We start from the raw sequence: 18,452 nt of genomic DNA, 5'->3' as shown, positions 1-18,452 counted from the left end.
TCCGCTCGTGTAAAAAGGGGGGCACCTTTAGTGCCCCCGTCACAACCTTTATCTTTTTTATGATGTTAGAGTCAAAGGTCTTATGGTGCAAGCATGAATGGCTTTTTGACCTTTTGACCCTGATATCATTTTATTATTCAATAGTCCAGTCTGCTACATTCCAGAAGATTCCAACTCCATGATGTCCCATAATTGTATCAGGATCGATTCCTTTAATATTGCTGTCAGCAACATAGTTGGCATCAATATAGCAGATCATTGCATAAGCCGGATCCTCTGCCAGAGCTTTCTGGAAATTAGCATAGGCTTCTGCACGAACTTCCGGATCAGCTGACTGTCTTGCTTCTGTCAGATACTTGTCAACGTCTGCATTAGAATAGCCGGAGTAGTTTGCTCCCTTATCTGTTCCGAATACTTTGTATGTATGGTCGTCAGCGTCAAATGGGCTTCCCCATCCGATCAGGAATGCCATCTGTCCTGCCCAGTCTGTCTGTGCAGGGATCTCTACTGATACATCCATGCCGATCTCTTTCAGTTCCTGTGCTGCGATCTGAGCCATATCAATACGTACCTGATCTCCTGCACTTACGCTGATTACAAATCCCACTTTTTCGCCGTCACGATAATAGAATCCGTCATCACCCATCTCGCATCCTGCAGCTTCCAGAATTTCTTTTGCTTTTTCAGGATTGTAATCATAATGCTCTACATCTTCATAATTGTAGATATTTCTCTGAAGAGGTCCATAAGCCGGCATTCCCTGTCCAAGGAGAACTGCGTCGATGATCGCCTGACGGTCAAGTCCATAGCATACTGCCGGGATCAGATCACGGTTTTTCTGCCAGTATTCATTTCCAAAGTTAAACATGATTCCACGATAGTCAGAAGTCTTCATATCGTAGCATGTATATGCCTCATCATCTGCAAAAGCAGCTGCATCCTTTGGTGTTAATAACGCCAGATCAAGTTCTCCGGATTTTAACTGAAGTGCTTTCGCATTGTCATCCGGTACGATCTTGAATACAACTTTATCAATGGAAGGCTCACCCTTAAAATAGTCTTCGTTCTTAACCAGTGTGATCGCCTGTCCCTCATCCCAGGATTCGATCTTGTATGGACCTGTTCCTACCGGATTACGGAAGAAATCAGAGGTCTGCATATCTTCTCCCTCAAGCAAATGCTTAGGAAGAACTGCCATTGTCATATAGTCAAGGAATGCAACGTTTTTGTCCTCAAGCTTGAACGCAACCGTATGATCATCAATCACATTGATTTCCTCTACGTCCTCGTAGTTGGGTGCATTCTCAGAACCGTTTTCCGGATCCATGATCGCTTCGATAGTAAATTTAACATCCTCTGCTGTCACAGGTTCGCCGTCCTGCCACTTGGCATCTTCTGCCATATGGAATGTATAAGTATTGGTTTCATCATCAAAATCCCAGCTCTCTGCCAGTCCCGGAACTACCTGATTATCTCCGTCATGTGCAGTTAAACCGTTGAAGATCAGAATATTGATCTCTCCATGTTCATCCATAGCAGGATTGATCCTGGTATAATCTCCGCTTCCGTATACCAGTGTTGTTTCTTCCTCTGCCAGTACAGGCACTGTTGTTCCGGCACTGACCAGTGATACAGTCAGAAGCACTCCGGCCATTGTCAATAAACCCTTTTTCATTTCATGTTCCCTCGCTTTTTCTTTATTGGTAACTGGCTTTTATGATATCAGACAATTCTGACATCAGTAAGCCCTGCAGGGGGATATTGACATATTCCTTTTTGTGCCTTATATATGCCATATATGGCATACCTGAAGCAGTATCATTACTCTCCATCGCAGTGCGATCCTGCCCGGAGTGTTATTTATGTTATAGGAACATTACAGAGTAATTTCCTATAATATAAATAACACTCCGCCTTTAGTATTTCACTAAAAGCGAAGTGTCCTGATATTAATATAATTTTGCACCAGCCGGAATATGGTCATCTACCATCAGAAGATGAAGTTTTTCTTCGCCCTCTTCTTCATGGATTGCACTAAGTAACATTCCACAAGATTCAATTCCCATCATTGCTCTAGGTGGCAGATTTGTGATAGCTATAAGTGTCTTACCTACCAGTTCTTCTGGTTCGTAGAATGCGTGAATACCGCTTAAAATGGTACGTTCTACGCCTGTTCCATCATCCAGAGTAAACTGTAAAAGTTTCTTTGACTTCGGCACTGCGACACACTCTTTTACCTTTACTGCACGGAAATCGGACTTGCTGAAAGTCTCAAAATCTACCTCATCTTTGAACAATGGTTCGATTTCTACCTTTGAAAAATCAATCTTCTCAACTGGCTTTTCTGAAACTGTTTTAGCCTGCGCAACGTTGTTTGCTTCGTTCTTAGCAGCGCCCTGGGACTTCATTGTCGGGAGCTTTTTTGTGGTTCTTTCATACTCGACCAAGCTGGTGTTAATACTATTAAATTCTCCATATTCCAATTATCCCCCATACTTCATATTTTTGCTCTACTTTGAGTCACTTTGCGGGCAAATGATGTAAAATATGATGTAAATGATGTAGGGCGATAGTAGTATATGCAAGAGCATAGTCATATACAAGAAATTATAACTTCTCTTATTTACAATGTCAATCCACATCAAAGTAACGCTGCCTTATCTTTTCCTGCTTCAGAACAAGAAAAAAGAACACACAACACTCTGTATGTTCTCTTTCTGTAATGTGAAGTCCAATATTATCCTTTGAAGTAGCTATCCAATCCTTTGAACTCTTCCGCTTTCATTTCTTTTGTAACATCAGCATAGATGTTCAGTGTAGTTGAAATATCTGAATGTCCAAGTGCGTCTTGAATAACCTTTATATTTACTCCAGCTTCACACATTCTTGTTGTAAATGTATGTCTAAGCGAGTGACAGCTAAAATGAGGAAGTAACACATCAGGTTCATCACTGTGCAAAAACTGCTCATCATTGCAATCACGGATAATTCTTCGGATTGCTTTGTTGAGTGTGGCTTGGTGCTGTGCCTGACCAAAACGATTGATGAAAATAAAATCTGTATATCCGTCAATCGTGACCTCGCAATGAAGTCCTAAATCTTCCTGCTTCTGTTTCTCCTGTTCAAATGCTTCTCTCACAAAACCAAGCATTGGAACCTGCCTCATACTCGCCGGAGTCTTCGTTGTATTTACATTGAAATAACAGCCGCTTTTACTTCCCTTAGTCCTATGGTCATAATATACAAGAGTATGATTAACATCAATCATTCCACTTTCCATATCAATATCACACCATCTCAATCCGGTCACTTCTCCCACACGAAGTCCAGTTCCTATCATTACTGCAAAGACTGGATACCAGTGTTCATATACAGGGTGGGTTTTCAGGAAATTCAGAAATAGCTCCTGCTCCGGTTTCGTCAACGCTCTACGCTTTTCCGACTGAAAACAATGTGCTTTTTTCAATTCTCTCAACACATTATCTGACGGGTTATTTCTGATGAAGTCATCATCGACAGCAATCTGTAAAACCTGATGAAGAACCGTATGTATATTATCAATCGTTGAAGGCTTCAAATTTCTTTCATCAACAAGATAATTGTAGTATTTCTTAATATCTGATTTCTTCAGTGTTGATATTCTTTTACTTCCAATCACTGGTCGCACAAAGGTATTGTACATATATTTGTAATTTTCAAAGGTATTATTCTTCAGCCCTCTTTTCATATTTGCCCAAAGGTCAAATAATTCATCAATGGTTGTGTATCGTGCTTCGGTCTTAATACCATCACATTTATCTTTCTGAATACGCTTTTCTTTTTCTCTCAGGTCATCTAAAGTTCTTGCGTAAACAAATCTTCTTTTCATCTGGCTGTCCTGCCAGCTAAATTGATAAGTACCGTCTTTTCTCTGAACCTCTCCGGTTTTCAGAACAACCCTTGATTTATCTTTTCTTTTTGTCGCCATTGTGTCCTCCTAAATTCTAAACTGCTTATCTATATATTTGTCCAGTCGTTCCCTCACAATATGGATTTTATTGCCTATCCATATTGCAAAGGGACAACCTGCTTGATTAGACAACTCACGCAACTTCGTTCTTCCTATACCGGAATATGCTGCGGCTTCTTCGATTGTCAGCCACTTTCTTTCCCATATCGGTTCTTCAGCATTGCTTATGAGTTTTTCCTGATATGTTCTTACTTCGGCAAGTAAGCGTTCATCATCATTCAAGGAAAGTAAGTTTTTCAATGTATTCATCAAAAATCCTCCTCTTAATCATTCGACGATTTCCTATATGAAGAACAAATGGGCATTCTTCTTGGCTTGTTAGTTTTCTCAGTCTTTCTCTACCTATGCCAGAATATTCAACTGCTTCATCAATCGTCAAATTAGACTTATGCCATATCGGCACATCATATTTTTTTCGGATAATCTTTTCTGTATCTGCCATTACGGAAGCACCTCCTTGTTTTTTTCTGCCCTTATGATAATTTAAAATGAGCGATGAGCCTATTATGCGAACCGACCCATCGCACACTTTACAAATCAGCTATATCGAATACGCATTATCAAGATATTCGTCCAGTTTTCTTCTTTTAATCAGTCGCTTACTTCCATTCCAAAGAACAAAAGGGCAAAACTCCGAGTCGGACATTTCTCTTAATTTTCTTGAGCCAATACCACAATAAGCTGCGGCTTCTTCTACTGTAAGATTGGACTTCTTCCAGATAGGAATAATGATTTTATTTTCTGTCATTGCTCCCCCTCTTTTCTTTCTTGGATGAATATCTGTCGGTAACAACATAATCCCAACCATCCCCATCACACTTATCACATCTGTCTTTTCGCTTTGCAAATGGGTCAAGTCGCCTTACAATATAGTCCGGATTGTGGATGTAATCATTCAGGCACTTCGGGCATAGACAACGAATATTTTCTTTCCCCTCCGGCTTGTAAACCCAAAGTCCAAAAGTCTTTTTCAAAGTTGCGTTTATCTGCCTAAAAAGTTTATCGTCATCTACCGTACCTATGTATTCACGCAAATCCTCTCTATTGACTGTCCGTATCTGCTCCAGAAGAACCATTGACGGTTTCTTCAGTCCAAACTCCTCGCCAAGAATAATGTGTGATGGCAAATATCTTTTCTTGATTACACTTGTAACCGCTGCAACAATAATCGTTGGAGCATTCTGGTTATAATCGTCTGCCTGAACGACAAGCACCGGACGCTCTCCGCTTTGTACTGAACCACTGTTATCTCCAAAGTCATAGTAGAATAAATCCCCACGACAAATCATTTTTTCTTTCATATGCATAACCTCACAAGAATCTAATTTTTAAAGTGTCATTCGTATCCGGAATGAAATAACCCCTTCACTCATTTGGACAAAGGGTGCTGAAATGCACACCCAAAATCAGAGATTTTCATAAAATTTGATAAAGTTTTTCTTCGCCGCTGCAATAGACTTATCTACGGAGCTGTAATATACGCCCTCCTGCTTTGCAATCGCTCTGGAACTCAGACCGCAGCACACATTCTTCATAAGGCGTTCCCTTTGAAGTGGCTGCAACATTGAAAGTGCTATCCTTGCTTTCCTGATTTCACACTGACGCAATTCTTCTCTTTCCAGTTCAAGCCTTTCTTCCTCTGCTCTTTCAAACGGGTCGTCAAACATAATGGCAAGTTCTTTATGGAACTGTGAGGACATTTCATCGTCATATCCATAGCAGTCAAGTGTGCGACTGCTTCTCTTTGCATACTTGTCCTCATTTCGGTTTGCATCGTCAATTACCTCTCCCTGTGCAATGGAAAGATGAACAAACGGAGAATATCTTTCTATAACAAGGGGATACTTCTCCCAAAGCTCTTTTACCGATAATTCCGTAATAATCGCCCATCTTTCAGCTCCGGTATAACCGTTATATTCGTATTTAAGATTTATCAGTTTACAATCCTTTACAAATAATTCTTCTTGTTCTGTTAATGTAAGTTTGTTTTTCATTTCCGTAATCTCCTTTGAATTTTGAAAAATTGATAAGTTTCAAAATTCGGAGATTACGGGTACTCAGCTATCTGGCACTGCCATACGTTATAAAACATAAAAGTCCTTTCCCAAGTAAGGGAAAAGACCTAATACTGCACGAAGCATAATCGAATAAAACAGCAACAAAAAAAGCACCGTCGAATCTGGACAGCAAAGAATACTTCTATTCTTCACTTATCCGGCTTCGTACGGTGCTTGGTAGTTTAGCAAATAAATTGCTTATCTCCGCTTACTCGATTAGAAATCGTTTCGATATTTACTTGTAATCTTCATCGCCTGCAATTCCTGCCATATCCGTTCCTACGGATTCTGCGGAAGTAAGCGAGATTTAAGATATGGACATTCTTGCATTTCTGACACTTCACACTCAAATGTCCGGTTGCGTCTGAAAAAACTCTTTGTATCCTGAACCCACAAGTCGGGCAGAGAATATCACGCTCTTTCAGACTTTCTGCTTCTACTCTTGACAGAAGCAATCTCTTTTGTATTTCAGGTGCTACCTGAGTCTGTAACCTCATTGTGAAACACCTCCCAGATTTAACTCATTGGAAATGTACTCAAGGATATTGTGATACTCAAATAGCCCCATATCTCTCAATCTGATAACCAAGGCTGTATAAGATACTCCGATATAAGCTGCCATTCTGCGGATAACTGCTTTATCCTTTGAAGTAATGGTATTATCGCCATAAACTCTTATCGGATTTGACTGATTATATTTCGCCAAGGCATTTTCAATAATTCTTCTCGGCATAAGAAGCGAAGCTCCCATTGTATCTGCCTGCCACTCAACAGACGCAAACATCTGAGCCAGTTCCTCTTTGGAATAACTACGCTCACTGTCATACTCTGCATGAAAGCGTCCTTCACTCGGCATTGCATACATCTTACTCAAGATATGATGTGACGCTTCGTGTGCCATTGTAAATCTGCGACGTCCCTGCTCCTTTTCAGCAAGAAGAAATTTATCAAGTACGATGGTATCTTTCGGGAAAACAAAGGGAATAATTTTTCCGTCCTGATGTACCAGCAGTGGTGTTGCTCCATCTGCCAGAAAACCAATCCTGCCTGCATCATCTTCTGCGAAAGAAGCGTATTCAATTCGTAACATAAGAAATTCTGTAATGAAATGTTCTATGTCGATGGATTGAATCACTCGATTGCTAAACTTATTAGCATAAGCTGTTATCAAGCCTTCGCTGATTTCTTCCAACTCGGCTCTTGACATATAAATACTCAAGTTGTGTCCACCTCCGACTCCACCTTGTCCGGCGGTGCAACTCCTCCGGCAAAGTTCTGTTGTATTTCCGCACTATCCAAATTGATTAGATAGCGAATTCCTTCAAGTGTTCTCATTCGTCTGTCCTCTGCTATAGTTCTTTGATGATGTGACAAGCCACACCCTGAATGCAGCACTCATCTACAATGATGTCTTTCATCTTCTTATTTTCCGGATGGAGAATGATTTTCTTATTCTCATCATCTCTGAAGTAACGTTTCAATGTATTCTGATTATCCACAAGGGCAACTACTATATCGCCCTCATTGGCTTCTACCTGCTTTTTGACAACCACAAGGTCGCCGTCATCAATCCCTGCTTCAATCATAGACTGACCGCTTGCTCTTAATATAAAGAAATCTCCTTTGCCGAAAATAGCAGTAGGAAGTGATACATATTCTTCAATATTTTCTTCCTCATACTGAGGACTACCACAAGGAATAGAACCTACAATCGGTGTCTGTGTCTGTTCGCCACTGTACTTACGGGTCACATTGGTGCGAATCTCCTGCCCGTCGTACTCAATCATATTCTTCTCAGCCATTTCTACCAAGTATTTGTATGCTGTACCTCTGGCAATACCAACAGCTTCAGCAATCTTTGTAGTCGATGGGGATTGTCTGTTTTGCAGGTAATAATCCTCGATATATTTTTTTATCTCACTCATAAGTTCAGGACTCTTGCTTCTCATACCTGCACCTCGCTTTCTTTTCTATCGGAAGCAGTTTGCTTTCGATAGTTTTATTATACCTGATACGAAAAATTTTTCAAGTAGGTTTTTCGCAAAAGAAAAGAGGTGTCGCAATTTGCTAACACCTCAAAATTTCTTTGCTTGCACTGAAATCATTAACTCCAATGGCTTACTATTTTTCTCTATCCTCATCTTTTCTTATACAATACAAGTTCCGGATTCTTACCGTCTTCTTCATAAGTGCAAATAAGAATAAAATCCATATCTGCAACAACGCCGAAACATCTATCGCCGCCGTATTCACATTCAAGCTGATTGCCCAGATATGTCTTTGCCTCATTCAAAAACTTAGCCGCTTGCCCATTCGGAAGCCGGTACTCAAGATTCACATACTTTCCCACAAGGGTATTCAGTTTTTCCACCTTTGGCATTCCGTCAACATTCAATTCGTTAATTTCATTGATTAACTTTTTCTTGAATTCTTCAAACTGACCGTTATCACTAAGCTCATCATATTTCTTCCAGTAATCCAAAGTAGGAAGCAGCTCTTTCATATAAGAACGGGCTTGTTCCTCCGTGAAATTCTCGCTTACCATATTCTTAACACAAACTTCAATCAAATCGTCCATATCATTGTAAGTATATGTTCCATCGGCATAACACCACTTACAATAGTCCTCGTTGAAAGAACCGTCGTGATTGTGTCCGATAATATCATCATCTTCAAGCGGCATTCCGCAGCATTGACAAATAAGCTTTCTCGGTGAGCCTAAAAGTGTATTTATGGAAACATCTAATACTTTTGACAGCAATTTCAATGTTTCCGTATTCGGAACTGTTTCTCCGTTTTCCCAACGTGAAACTGCCTGACGACTTACAAAAACTTTTTCTGCAAGCTCATCCTGCGACATTCCCTTTTGAGTGCGAAGTTCAAGTATAACCTGTTTTGTATCCATTATGCAGTACCTCCCTTACACCTTTATTATAGTCTCACGCATTATCTCAAACAAGCAACTCGCAGTTGCTGTCCTTATTACTCAGCTTTTTCGTTCACGGCTAACAAATTTTCACAATAATAGTTTGGGTCGGTTGTATCCGCAGACGGATAAACTTCAAACTCCACGCCCTCGGCATATTCATACTGCGAGCTTTTCAAGAAGATTCTGCCGTTTCTTGACATCGTATGCTTTGGAGTGTTAGATTTCCTGTTCTTTGTTTTCTTTTTGCTGCATACCCTCATCGGCTTGTGCAATCATCTGCCTGTACTGTTCTTTCACACTTTCCGGTGCAAGTATTTGTACCTTGCCATTAAAGCCAAACACCCAACCAAAAAAGGTCGGACTGGCTGATACTTCGGTCTGTACTCTGAAAGAAGTCATATCATACGCAAGAGTTGTCACATCTTCTCCAAAACGGTCAACCATTGTTTTCATCAAGCTGTTATCACACCGTAAATCCACAAGAACTTTCTCGCCTGAGAACATAAAGAAAACTTCCTTTGTGTAATTCTCAATATCAAAATCATCCGGCATAGGAATAATATCTTTATCCAATATCTCCGGCTTGGAAGCAATACGGTCTACCCTGAAATTGATAACCTTGCTTTTCTTCTCTGAATATCCGAGAACATAATAATAGTCCCCACACCAGAGAAGTTTATACGGGCTGAGCTTATACACTTCGCCCTTGTTCTTCAGAACCTTTTTCTTTAATCCGGTATAATCATAATACTGAAAAGAAATCTGTTTACCTGTATTGATGGCATCGTTTATAGCGTCAATGATATAATATATCTGCTCATTATCCGGCTTAATTCGATTGACCACATAGTTATTACGCTTCAACTTTGCCACCTGCCCCGGACTGGTCATCGTATGTATCTTCTCAATCAGCGTTTTGCTTTTCTTCTTTGTAATAAACTTCGATGACTCCACTGCATCTATCAGCAGTTTCAGTTCCGGCAATTCAAACTTACGACTGGCTACAAAGTATTTGCTCTGAGTAGAATGGATAGTAACAATATCCATTCCAAACTCCTGAAGTGCAGCAATATCTTTTGTGACCGTCGTTCTATGTGCAGATATTCCGTATTCATCATTCAATATATTGATTAGCTGCGTCGTCGAAAGCGGATGTTCCTCGTCCGTTCGTTCCTCTAATATTTTCTTTAAGTATAATATTCTCGGCTTTGTTTCCATTGTTTGCCCTTTCCAAGCTATTACTCATATAGTCCTTTGAACATTTCTCCCTGTATCACGCTGATTTGTTCAGTCGGAATTACTGTTTCATCCTGCATAATCAGTTTGCGTTCAAATTCATCAATCTTTTTCACTATGCCGGAATGCGTGAGATATGCTCCTCCGGATTTTTTATCATCAGGCACGAAATAAGTTATTGATATTTCCTGTTCTGTGCCGATATTATCTCTAATCATATTTAATTGGTCATTTAATTTCATAATGACTTCATCGCTTAACTCTAACCGTTCATCTGTTAGCCTTGCAGTCTCTTTAATGGCTGCATCGTGTCCTGTAAGTGCCGCAAAAGGTGCAAACTGTGCTGCTCTGTCGTGAAGTGACATACGAGGATGGTTCTTCGATGTCGGATTCGGCAGATTGATTATATCGTCATAGGAATGTTCATCCATCTGTTACAGCACCTCCTTTGCTCGACAAACTTGAATTGAGATTTCATGTATTCCAAGGAATTTAATAATTGTTATATTTTATTATCAAATATCTCTCAAGCCCTTGAAAACACTAAGTTTATCGCAGGTGAGCTTTCCCTTATTGTTTCCCTTGTATTATATTGTCCCACCAGTGTTTACGAACTCTGATAAGGGCAAATACAAGGGCAAGAAAATCCTATAAAACAGTATAACACAAAATTAAAACGACATGGTGAACTGATTGAAATGCTTCTATTTTTTTAACAAATGATTGATTGAACGATAAGGAGATTTGATACGATGAGAACGATATTTGCAGAATACAATCCACACAGAAACAGCATTGATGTATATACCAGTGCTGGCTATATGCTCCGCATTGACTGCTGGGAAGCAGAAAAGAATTTAAAAACAACACCTGGATCAGATTGTGCGTTAAATGCACTTGCTATTGATGAACCACTTGAATATGCAAGATTGTATCTTGATGGAACGATGCAAATGTGGGTAGATGCGGAAGATTCCTTAGAAATTTAATTCAAAGATAAATAAGGGACAAATAACCCTTTTAGATTTATTTGTCCCTATTATTCTATATTTTTTCACTTCTGACAATGCAGATGAAACTTTTAAATTTGGTATTTTCCAGTATCATTGTTCAGTTTTTATTGCACCAGACAGGGCATTGTATCCATTTTGTTTGTATGTATTTTCCCCTGTTACTCAATCATAATTTCCTTGATAGAAATCTTCTTAATTTTTTCAGAATATATATACATCATAATTTCATAAATCGTGATAAAACAAGCAAGAGAAATAAGCATAGTAGGAAAGTCAAATTTATACGTAGGTACACCCTCGACATCCTTAAATACAATATCCACCATAAGCCGAAGCAATCCATACTGATATACTGTTCCGATTATAAAACCAATATAGGACAGCGGTCTGTATCCTCCTAAAATTGCCCTGCAACATTCTTTCTGTGAATAGCCGAATACTCTCATCATAGCAATAGTTTTTGTATTTCCGTTTATTACTGTAGTTATAGCAAGAAACAGAGTTGTAAACGCTAATACAAGTCCGATGACCAACATCATCACACCCATCATTTCACTTGATAAATCTTTCATACTAAACGACATTTGTGTCATAGCTGAAAAGCAAAACGAAGCAAAAATAATGAAGAATACAAGTGCCTTTTTAGATTTCAAGGTATTCCTTTTCAAATACTCTACAAACGACAATTCACTGCTTTTTTCGATTCTATGATTTGGTGTTTTAGAAGCAGTTTGCATATTATCTTTCAAAAGCAGCAACACAGGTTTTTTGAATTTGTACCAGGCATAATAAACTGAAAGTGCCGAAAAACACACAGTCGGCAATACCACAAAATAAAATAAAATGCTTGGATGAAAATTGATAGTTATCTCAGGAAGCATTTTATCTTCATTTTGTAGAGCGTAAAACCACGGCATTATAAGAAATGCTCCTGCATATCCGGTTACAGTTCCAATAAATATACTAATTCCGAATACCCAAAAGCTTTTTGCAATTTTGATATTTGAATATCCCAACGCCTTTAATATCCCAAGTTCCTTCTTATGCGTGTCAATATAATGCTTAATATAAAACAACAACATAACAATCGCAGTTAAAAGCAAGCATCCGCCACTTACAAGGCAAACGACTTTTGCGGTAGAAACCTGAGCATTATAAAAAAACATTGATAATTCAGATGTAATTTCACTCTCAATTAATCGAATATCAAAATAAAAGTTCAGAAACATTGTACAAACAAGAACAGCACAACAGGCTATAATGGAAATACCGATGAGTTTTGAAACATTTTTTATTCCAACGAGCATACCATCACCACCCTATCTCATAAGCAGTCTTTTGTGCTTCATTTGTGTAAATTTCAGATATTTTTCCGCTATTCATTTTTATAACTGTGTTTGCCATTTCCGCAATATTCAAATTGTGCGTTACCATTACAATCGTAAAACCATATTCCTTTTGAAGTTTACATATATAATCAAGAACCTGTCGTCCTGTTTGTTCGTCTAATGCTCCTGTCGGTTCGTCAAGAAATAATACTCTCGGTCTTTTTGCCAAAGCTCTTGCAATAGATACTCTTTGCTGTTCGCCACCCGAAAGTTCGCTGGGATATTTATGTAGTTTTTCTCCGAGTCCAACCGCTCTAATGACGTTTTTATAATCTTTATTATTTGCTAAATCAGCACCCATTTTTACATTTTTATCAACGCTCATATTGGGTAGCAAATAATACTGCTGAAAAATAAATCCGACATTTTCCTTACGAAATGAAGTTAATTCATTATCAGAAAGTGCTGTAATATCCTTTCCGTCATAAAACACTTTACCGCTGTCAGGGCGTTCAAGACCTGAAATTACATTCAAAAAGGTTGACTTGCCAGAACCAGATGCGCCGAGAATAACCACAAAATCATTATCCTCAATATCAAGACTGATGTCCTTTAATACTTGGAATCGGCTTTCTCCGTTTTGGTAGGATTTTATTATATTTCTCGCTTTAATCATTATTTTCTCCTTCCTTCAGCTTTTTCAAAATACTCATACATACCTCAGTAATCATTGTACTGATTTCTTCGTCTGTAAATCGGCACATTTTTGTGGCACAAAGCGTTGCAATTCCGTGTGTATATATCCAAAGATGATGATACAGTTTTTTCCCAGCTGCCTTGCAAATTTTGTAATCATCTTGAATTGACAATAGAATTTGCTCATAACTTTCATCTATCAGCGGAAGTACACCAGATAAGTCAGGAATTTGTTTTTGCTCCGTCATAAAGAGGAGTTGAAAAAGCTTAGGCTCATTAACAGCGAAGAGAATATATTGTGTACCCACCCCTTTAAACGGGGGCTCTGTTGTTAGTCCTTTATTGACATATTCTTTATACAGAGCTTTAGCAGATTTAATCATATCCTGCTGAACCTCCTCCATATTTTTAAATACAGTAAAAATGGGTCTTGCCGAACTACCGAGATATGTTCCTAACGCTCTTGAAGTCAAAGCCTCATATCCGTCTGCCCTGACAATATTTAATGCGGCTTCAATAATTTCTGCTTTTGTAAATTTGGCTTTTGGTGGCATACTTTATCTCTCCTTTTACTAAATCGCTTGTTTTAAATCAGCTGATTTAATTATAATTGAAGCCCACCTGAAAGTCAATAAGGCGGCAGAGATTAATTCCTTCAGCCTTATTGACTGCTTATGAAAAGATGATTTCTTCGTTCATAATATCCCAATTGCTACACTTTGTTGTATTGCGTTATGCGTTTTTCCAGCCCTTGCTTTTACCATTATGAACAGTCAGGGCAAGGGGAACATAGTGTGAAATCATATAAAGGGATAAAGCGAACACATTACAATGAATCCTTTGTTTTCAAAGCTTTTGTAGGATTTTATTAAAATACAAAGAGGTGTGATTAAGCACATATATAAAATTGTGTGTTTACAATCGGATTTTTAATAATATCCCCTTGTTTCCCGCCAGCCTTTTACATACCACCTGATTCCAACATATACCAGTTGCACGAATAATAAGAAAAATAGCAGATTGATCGGCAATACTGTCTTTATCCAATCTCCAAAATAGATTGCTATTGCCATGCTTATAAGTGTTACCAGTATTGTAATCATATCCCAGCAGTATTTCTTATATAGCCCGGCAATCTTTATCCCGGTGAATGCTAAAAGTATTTCTGCACCCACCAGACAGCCACCGCAAATCAATAATCTTATCAGCCAGTATATAATTCCGGTAATGACAGGATTGGATATTCCATTACTAATCTGTGCCACATTCTTTCCTGTCAGTATAATCCACCCTGCAATGCTCTGTATAAAAGTTGCGATTGTATCAAAGAATACCACGCAATCAGAAATAAAGATTTTTGACAGTATTATCTGAAAAAGAGTAGTCGATACGGAATACCATATCAGCAAAAACATCAATGCTTCATACATGGCTGTTTTTGCTTTATATCTGCCTGCCAGTTTTTCTCTCTGCGTATCATACCTTTCCTTCGCTCTCAGATAAGCTGTCTGGTTACAATTCCCACACTTTTGATAGAGTACCGGCTTTTCAACCGGTATCTCTACTTTTTTCTGATGGGAGAGTGCATAGTCCCGTTCCTGTTCTGCCTGTCTTAGCTTATCGCGACATTCCTCTATCATGTCCTTTGCGGTGAGCGTTTTCTCTTTCTCGCTCTGCAATAATTCTTTTGTTTTCCTCAAGTCGTTCTTTAAGGCTTGAATGTTCCCTGCTCTGTTCTCGCTGTTTAACCTCTCGTTCAAGGTCAGCGATTCGTCGAGCTGCACTTTCAGTTTCCTGATAGTCCGGTCTTTCTGGTCGAGTTCTTCCTGCATCTGCTCCGTCAGCATTAGCAGTTCTTCCAGTTGATCGTCGTTCTTTGAGTTTCTTAATTCGTTCATCAATCAACCTTCCTTTCTCTAATTGCTGTTCAAGTTCAGTAATTCGCTGTTCTGTTTCTGCAATAGCCGGTTCTCGCTGTTCAATTTCTGTGCCAATTCCTGCCATTGCTGATTTTCGTCTGTGAGTTTCTGTATCTGGTCTGTCTTTTCTTCCAGAAGCATCAACAGTTCTTCTGTATCCGGTAAGATTTGTAGCAGCTCTGACAATTCTTTCTCTAATTGCTGCAATCGTTCTTCCTGCTCCTGAAAGCACATCAGCTTCTCGTCCTTTTCCTGTATCTCCTGAAGCATCTCTGCCATGATATTCTGCTGTTCCTCTATCTGTGTAATCATTGCTTCCATCATGGGAATTACTTCTTTGCTTTCTTCTAATGTCATTCAACCACTCCTTCCATATTGACAATGCACCGGATACCTTACCAAAGGTTGTGATTACCTTTTGCAGTAGTGCATTTTGTTTTTTAATCATCTGGTTTTCCTCTACCTTCCATGAACCATTCCATATCTGTCCGGTGAGATATTTTTCCTCAATCTTTCTTGCATCCGCACCCTCATGAATCGTAGGGATTTTTAATTTGCCCTGTCTTTCATAAGAGCGGTGGTCAATCTGATTGTCTATGGATAAATGCCGGTTACACATCCCAGCCCATTCGCTTCGCCATAACTCACAATTCTTTGGATTATTCCAGCCGGTAGCATCGGTCAGAACCCGTTTCCATTGTTTTCGGTTTCTTGCCCCGACTTTCTGTACTCCGTTTTCATCAAGTACCGGAATGCGGATTCCATGCCGATCAGGATTTTTCTTATCCTGCCACCAGTCCGGGTGGGATTCATCAACCACGATATTTCCGTCAGTATCTCTGACAAAATCCCAGTCCTTGACTTCTTTGCTGCCCCATGAATGATCCAGATTGAATGGTCGCATGGTTACAAGTAAATGCACATGTGGGTTTCCATCGCCCTTATCGTGTATGCTCCAGTCGACACACATTCCCTTATCCACGAAAGTCTTTTGAATATATTCGGTTGTATAATCAATCTGTTCCTGTCTGCTCCATTCTTTCGGCAGGGAAAATTCAAATGAGCGTCCAAGCTGTGCATCTGCATTTTTTTCTATCTTCAATACCTCATTCCATAGACGCTGTTTCTGAAATGTGATTTTAAACTTTTCCAGTGCGGCATCTTTATCATCCGCTCTTTTATAACGGATAGACTGTTGAAACCTTTTTATATTTTCTTCCGGTACATGCAGCCATTCAGGAGGTGCATTTTCGCACATCATCAGACTGGTGTAGACGACTTCCTTTTTGGAAGTATAGTAACTGATTCTGCCTGTTTCCTCATTCTTCATCACATCTCCATTAAGATATGCCGATGCGGATATGACAGATTTTCCTTTACTGCGCCCGACAATCTTTACTGTAAAGTGAAATATCGCCATGATATAATTCCCCCTTTCTGCCGTATCCGGCATTGATTTCCGACAGCATCTTCTTCTGGTTTGGCAGAAGTGAAGCTGTCGGAACGCCCTCTGCGCAAGAGTGCCCCCTGCGGCATGAGCAGGTCTGGCTGAAAGCCCCGCCGACGGAACGAGCCCGGCAAGCGTAAGCGCAGACCGGTTGCCACTTGTGGCAAACTTATAAGGACGACCTCTGGTTGTCCATAAGTGCGCCCTTCATTCAAAGGCAATGAAGGGAATGGAAAAACCACTCCCTCCGCCATTACACTTCCTCCATATCTGTAAGTGGCTCTTTCTGCATCGCCTTTGAGAAAAACTTTCCGTTTGTTTCCTGCCTTTTTAAGAAGCCTATCAACTTTGGTAAATCTTCCTCCTCAATCGGACAGCCAAGAACCGATTCCACTGCGCCACCAATCTGACAGAGCCTGTGGGTTCGTTTTTTACTTTCCTCTGCTTTCTTTCGCTTTTCCAGTTCCTTCCGCTGTGCAATGAGCTTTTTTGTAGCTTCAATGCTTTCCTGTTCCTTTTTCTCTAATGCACGTATTCTTTCTTCATAAGTCTTTGTTGATTTCGCCATATCGTCTTCATCCTTTCTTTTTCCGATAAACAACAGTTCCCGGTTGCATATCAGGAGAAGCACATGGTATAATCCTCTTGCGTGTAGGTATATCATGGCTTCGGTCTGATAGAACCTTTGGCGGTTTCTTAGGAAGCCGCCTTTTTAAGTTGCCACATTTCTTGTGACAGCTTTTACATTTCCTTTATCCCTCAGATCACGCCCCTCGTTGGCTTCCATGAACTTTTCCAGAATGTCAGTTTTAATAAGGACTTTTCTTCCGACCTTTAATACCGGAAGCTTCTTCCATTCAACCAGCTTTCTCAAAGTGTTTCTGCCAATTCCTGTATAGTCGGCTGCTTCCTCGATGGATAATGCAATCTTTCTTTCCGTCATCTTGTCACCTCCTTATAAATTGCATTATGCAATTTTTGTTGTGCTGTTAGTATAGCGGTTTTATATTGTGTTGTCAAGCGTTATGAAATTTTAAAAATAATTATTATATTGCATATTGCAATTATGTGAGGTACATGCTATAATTCATACATACCGAAAAAGGAGGCAATCAGCATGAAAGATAAAGAACTACGCAAGCTGATAGGCAGCAGGGCAAAACAGCGTCGTCTGGAATTAAATCTGACACAGCCTTATGTTGCAGAGAAGATGGGAGTTACAGCTTCCACAATCCTGCGTTATGAGAATGGTTCGATTGACAATACCAAAAAGATGGTGCTGGAAGGTCTTTCGGAAGCACTTCATGTATCTATTGAATGGCTCAGAGGGGAAACCGATGAATACGAAACCGATATTACGGATAAGAAAGAATTACAGATTCGTGATGCAATGGGCGATATTCTCAAACAGTTACCTCTCGACCTTAGTAAAAAGGAAGATGCTTTTTCCAAAGATTTACTGCTGTTGATGTTAAAGCAATATAACCTGTTTCTGGAATCATTCCAGTTTGCCTGCAAGAATTACAAGGGCAACACGAATGAAGCTGATATTGCAAAAGTAATGGGGTTTGAATCGAATGATGAATATAACGAGATTATGTTTCTCCGGGAGATCACCCACACTGTTAATGCCTTTAACGACATGGCAGATATCGTAAGGCTTTATTCCAAGAAACCGGAAATGGCAGAACAAAGGCTTGAAAATCTTTTATCAGAAGTTTTGTATGAGGATTCCGATTCGGTATAGAACGACAACCGGAGTTATGATATACTTACACGCAAGAAGCATTTCATCAGTTCCGATTGTCTGATATCGAA

The 18,452-nt window shown here is 39.5% G+C and carries 23 protein-coding genes and 1 pseudogene; 2 read left to right on the top strand and 22 right to left on the bottom strand.

The features are described 5' to 3' along the window. Positions 1 to 133: 133 nt before the first annotated feature. The 14 genes and pseudogenes from LJE09_RS04400 to LJE09_RS04335 all read right to left on the bottom strand — a co-directional run bounded on the left by LJE09_RS04400 (position 134) and on the right by LJE09_RS04335 (position 10,662). Complete coding sequence (locus LJE09_RS04400; protein WP_008707786.1) at positions 134 to 1,675, bottom strand: ABC transporter substrate-binding protein; 1,542 nt, start codon at positions 1,673 to 1,675, stop codon at positions 134 to 136. A 274-nt stretch (positions 1,676 to 1,949) separates the two neighbouring features. Further along, positions 1,950 to 2,414, bottom strand: a pseudogene (locus LJE09_RS04395) (lysine--tRNA ligase); the annotation flags it as partial. Between the two features lie 323 nt (positions 2,415 to 2,737). Beyond that, entirely contained in the window at positions 2,738 to 3,967 is a 1,230-nt protein-coding gene (locus LJE09_RS04390; protein ID WP_208037290.1) for a tyrosine-type recombinase/integrase, read from the bottom strand. 9 nt (positions 3,968 to 3,976) lie between these two features. Next, positions 3,977 to 4,258, bottom strand: coding sequence for an excisionase (locus tag LJE09_RS04385; protein WP_023920548.1), 282 nt, complete (start codon positions 4,256 to 4,258; stop codon positions 3,977 to 3,979). Further along, positions 4,224 to 4,451, bottom strand: a complete 228-nt coding sequence (locus LJE09_RS04380) for an excisionase (protein ID WP_002594705.1) — start codon at positions 4,449 to 4,451, stop codon at positions 4,224 to 4,226. Before LJE09_RS04380 ends, LJE09_RS04385 begins: the two co-directional genes overlap by 35 nt. Before the next feature lie 99 nt (positions 4,452 to 4,550). Next, positions 4,551 to 4,757: an excisionase gene (locus tag LJE09_RS04375; RefSeq protein WP_002594704.1), complete on the bottom strand. Its 207-nt coding sequence runs from the start codon at positions 4,755 to 4,757 to the stop codon at positions 4,551 to 4,553. After that, a complete protein-coding gene (locus LJE09_RS04370; protein WP_015530049.1) occupies positions 4,744 to 5,310 on the bottom strand; it encodes a type II toxin-antitoxin system PemK/MazF family toxin in 567 nt (188 codons plus the stop codon). Before LJE09_RS04370 ends, LJE09_RS04375 begins: the two co-directional genes overlap by 14 nt. Positions 5,311 to 5,415: 105 nt before the next feature. Then, the gene (locus LJE09_RS04365; protein WP_055291085.1) at positions 5,416 to 6,003 is read right to left on the bottom strand and encodes a hypothetical protein; all 588 of its coding nucleotides are present in this window, start codon (positions 6,001 to 6,003) and stop codon (positions 5,416 to 5,418) included. Between the two features lie 311 nt (positions 6,004 to 6,314). Beyond that, positions 6,315 to 6,563, bottom strand: coding sequence for a hypothetical protein (locus LJE09_RS04360; protein ID WP_002594701.1), 249 nt, complete (start codon positions 6,561 to 6,563; stop codon positions 6,315 to 6,317). Further along, a complete protein-coding gene (locus LJE09_RS04355) occupies positions 6,560 to 7,285 on the bottom strand; it encodes an ImmA/IrrE family metallo-endopeptidase (protein WP_002594700.1) in 726 nt (241 codons plus the stop codon). Before LJE09_RS04355 ends, LJE09_RS04360 begins: the two co-directional genes overlap by 4 nt. A 130-nt stretch (positions 7,286 to 7,415) precedes the next feature. Beyond that, positions 7,416 to 7,991 (bottom strand): transcriptional repressor LexA, encoded by a 576-nt coding sequence (lexA, locus tag LJE09_RS04350; RefSeq protein WP_015530046.1) that lies wholly within the window; start codon positions 7,989 to 7,991, stop codon positions 7,416 to 7,418. A 212-nt stretch (positions 7,992 to 8,203) separates the two neighbouring features. After that, positions 8,204 to 8,971 (bottom strand): zinc ribbon domain-containing protein, encoded by a 768-nt coding sequence (locus tag LJE09_RS04345; RefSeq protein WP_002594697.1) that lies wholly within the window; start codon positions 8,969 to 8,971, stop codon positions 8,204 to 8,206. 240 nt (positions 8,972 to 9,211) lie between these two features. Continuing rightward, on the bottom strand, positions 9,212 to 10,213 hold the full coding sequence (locus tag LJE09_RS04340; protein ID WP_044681693.1) for a helix-turn-helix transcriptional regulator: 1,002 nt from the start codon (positions 10,211 to 10,213) through the stop codon (positions 9,212 to 9,214). A gap of 20 nt (positions 10,214 to 10,233) precedes the next feature. Next, positions 10,234 to 10,662: a hypothetical protein gene (locus tag LJE09_RS04335; protein WP_008118560.1), complete on the bottom strand. Its 429-nt coding sequence runs from the start codon at positions 10,660 to 10,662 to the stop codon at positions 10,234 to 10,236. A 321-nt stretch (positions 10,663 to 10,983) separates the two neighbouring features. On the opposite strand from LJE09_RS04335, the gene LJE09_RS04330 reads away from it, so the two are divergent. Then, positions 10,984 to 11,220 (top strand): DUF6061 family protein, encoded by a 237-nt coding sequence (locus LJE09_RS04330; protein WP_008373065.1) that lies wholly within the window; start codon positions 10,984 to 10,986, stop codon positions 11,218 to 11,220. 182 nt (positions 11,221 to 11,402) lie between these two features. Here LJE09_RS04330 and LJE09_RS04325 read toward each other — a convergent pair whose 3' ends face one another. The 8 genes from LJE09_RS04325 to LJE09_RS04290 form a co-directional block, all read right to left on the bottom strand. After that, complete coding sequence (locus LJE09_RS04325) at positions 11,403 to 12,551, bottom strand: FtsX-like permease family protein (protein WP_015541486.1); 1,149 nt, start codon at positions 12,549 to 12,551, stop codon at positions 11,403 to 11,405. A 4-nt stretch (positions 12,552 to 12,555) separates the two neighbouring features. After that, a complete protein-coding gene (locus tag LJE09_RS04320; RefSeq protein ID WP_015517697.1) occupies positions 12,556 to 13,248 on the bottom strand; it encodes an ABC transporter ATP-binding protein in 693 nt (230 codons plus the stop codon). Next, complete coding sequence (locus LJE09_RS04315) at positions 13,241 to 13,822, bottom strand: TetR/AcrR family transcriptional regulator (protein WP_008373078.1); 582 nt, start codon at positions 13,820 to 13,822, stop codon at positions 13,241 to 13,243. Before LJE09_RS04315 ends, LJE09_RS04320 begins: the two co-directional genes overlap by 8 nt. 375 nt (positions 13,823 to 14,197) lie before the next feature. Continuing rightward, positions 14,198 to 14,908 carry a DUF6040 family protein gene (locus LJE09_RS04310; RefSeq protein ID WP_044905124.1) on the bottom strand — a complete coding sequence of 237 codons (711 nt, stop codon included), beginning with the start codon at positions 14,906 to 14,908 and terminating at the stop codon, positions 14,198 to 14,200. Next, entirely contained in the window at positions 14,886 to 16,607 is a 1,722-nt protein-coding gene (locus LJE09_RS04305; RefSeq protein ID WP_055182639.1) for a MobA/MobL family protein, read from the bottom strand. The genes LJE09_RS04310 and LJE09_RS04305 overlap by 23 nt, the downstream gene beginning before the upstream one ends. Further along, positions 16,583 to 16,888 carry a hypothetical protein gene (locus LJE09_RS04300; protein WP_117483110.1) on the bottom strand — a complete coding sequence of 102 codons (306 nt, stop codon included), beginning with the start codon at positions 16,886 to 16,888 and terminating at the stop codon, positions 16,583 to 16,585. The genes LJE09_RS04305 and LJE09_RS04300 overlap by 25 nt, the downstream gene beginning before the upstream one ends. Further along, positions 16,888 to 17,202 carry a hypothetical protein gene (locus LJE09_RS04295; RefSeq protein WP_014080633.1) on the bottom strand — a complete coding sequence of 105 codons (315 nt, stop codon included), beginning with the start codon at positions 17,200 to 17,202 and terminating at the stop codon, positions 16,888 to 16,890. Before LJE09_RS04295 ends, LJE09_RS04300 begins: the two co-directional genes overlap by 1 nt. A gap of 144 nt (positions 17,203 to 17,346) precedes the next feature. After that, positions 17,347 to 17,577, bottom strand: coding sequence for a helix-turn-helix domain-containing protein (locus tag LJE09_RS04290; RefSeq protein WP_003505382.1), 231 nt, complete (start codon positions 17,575 to 17,577; stop codon positions 17,347 to 17,349). 174 nt (positions 17,578 to 17,751) lie between these two features. On the opposite strand from LJE09_RS04290, the gene LJE09_RS04285 reads away from it, so the two are divergent. Beyond that, on the top strand, positions 17,752 to 18,381 hold the full coding sequence (locus tag LJE09_RS04285; protein WP_003505395.1) for a helix-turn-helix domain-containing protein: 630 nt from the start codon (positions 17,752 to 17,754) through the stop codon (positions 18,379 to 18,381). Positions 18,382 to 18,452 lie beyond the last annotated feature (71 nt).

It is taken from the genome of Blautia sp. DFI.3.45 (assembly GCF_020593505.1).
GTDB classification, from domain to species: domain Bacteria; phylum Bacillota; class Clostridia; order Lachnospirales; family Lachnospiraceae; genus Blautia_A; species Blautia_A wexlerae.
Note: the sequence above shows the minus strand (reverse complement) of the source record. Positions and strands in the feature narration are given on the sequence as shown.

Bases quoted from the DNA above. Each gene is read 5' to 3' on its own strand.
- LJE09_RS04400 (WP_008707786.1), bottom strand. From the start codon at position 1,675: ATGAAAAAGGGTTTATTGACAATGGCCGGAGTGCTTCTGACTGTATCA.
- LJE09_RS04390 (WP_208037290.1), bottom strand. From the start codon at position 3,967: ATGGCGACAAAAAGAAAAGATAAATCAAGGGTTGTTCTGAAAACCGGA.
- LJE09_RS04385 (WP_023920548.1), bottom strand. From the start codon at position 4,258: ATGAATACATTGAAAAACTTACTTTCCTTGAATGATGATGAACGCTTA.
- LJE09_RS04380 (WP_002594705.1), bottom strand. From the start codon at position 4,451: ATGGCAGATACAGAAAAGATTATCCGAAAAAAATATGATGTGCCGATA.
- LJE09_RS04375 (WP_002594704.1), bottom strand. From the start codon at position 4,757: ATGACAGAAAATAAAATCATTATTCCTATCTGGAAGAAGTCCAATCTT.
- LJE09_RS04370 (WP_015530049.1), bottom strand. From the start codon at position 5,310: ATGAAAGAAAAAATGATTTGTCGTGGGGATTTATTCTACTATGACTTT.
- LJE09_RS04365 (WP_055291085.1), bottom strand. From the start codon at position 6,003: ATGAAAAACAAACTTACATTAACAGAACAAGAAGAATTATTTGTAAAG.
- LJE09_RS04360 (WP_002594701.1), bottom strand. From the start codon at position 6,563: ATGAGGTTACAGACTCAGGTAGCACCTGAAATACAAAAGAGATTGCTT.
- lexA (WP_015530046.1), bottom strand. From the start codon at position 7,991: ATGAGTGAGATAAAAAAATATATCGAGGATTATTACCTGCAAAACAGA.
- LJE09_RS04345 (WP_002594697.1), bottom strand. From the start codon at position 8,971: ATGGATACAAAACAGGTTATACTTGAACTTCGCACTCAAAAGGGAATG.
- LJE09_RS04340 (WP_044681693.1), bottom strand. From the start codon at position 10,213: ATGGAAACAAAGCCGAGAATATTATACTTAAAGAAAATATTAGAGGAA.
- LJE09_RS04335 (WP_008118560.1), bottom strand. From the start codon at position 10,662: ATGGATGAACATTCCTATGACGATATAATCAATCTGCCGAATCCGACA.
- LJE09_RS04330 (WP_008373065.1), top strand. From the start codon at position 10,984: ATGAGAACGATATTTGCAGAATACAATCCACACAGAAACAGCATTGAT.
- LJE09_RS04325 (WP_015541486.1), bottom strand. From the start codon at position 12,551: ATGCTCGTTGGAATAAAAAATGTTTCAAAACTCATCGGTATTTCCATT.
- LJE09_RS04320 (WP_015517697.1), bottom strand. From the start codon at position 13,248: ATGATTAAAGCGAGAAATATAATAAAATCCTACCAAAACGGAGAAAGC.
- LJE09_RS04315 (WP_008373078.1), bottom strand. From the start codon at position 13,822: ATGCCACCAAAAGCCAAATTTACAAAAGCAGAAATTATTGAAGCCGCA.
- LJE09_RS04310 (WP_044905124.1), bottom strand. From the start codon at position 14,908: ATGATAGAGGAATGTCGCGATAAGCTAAGACAGGCAGAACAGGAACGG.
- LJE09_RS04305 (WP_055182639.1), bottom strand. From the start codon at position 16,607: ATGGCGATATTTCACTTTACAGTAAAGATTGTCGGGCGCAGTAAAGGA.
- LJE09_RS04300 (WP_117483110.1), bottom strand. From the start codon at position 16,888: ATGGCGGAGGGAGTGGTTTTTCCATTCCCTTCATTGCCTTTGAATGAA.
- LJE09_RS04295 (WP_014080633.1), bottom strand. From the start codon at position 17,202: ATGGCGAAATCAACAAAGACTTATGAAGAAAGAATACGTGCATTAGAG.
- LJE09_RS04290 (WP_003505382.1), bottom strand. From the start codon at position 17,577: ATGACGGAAAGAAAGATTGCATTATCCATCGAGGAAGCAGCCGACTAT.
- LJE09_RS04285 (WP_003505395.1), top strand. From the start codon at position 17,752: ATGAAAGATAAAGAACTACGCAAGCTGATAGGCAGCAGGGCAAAACAG.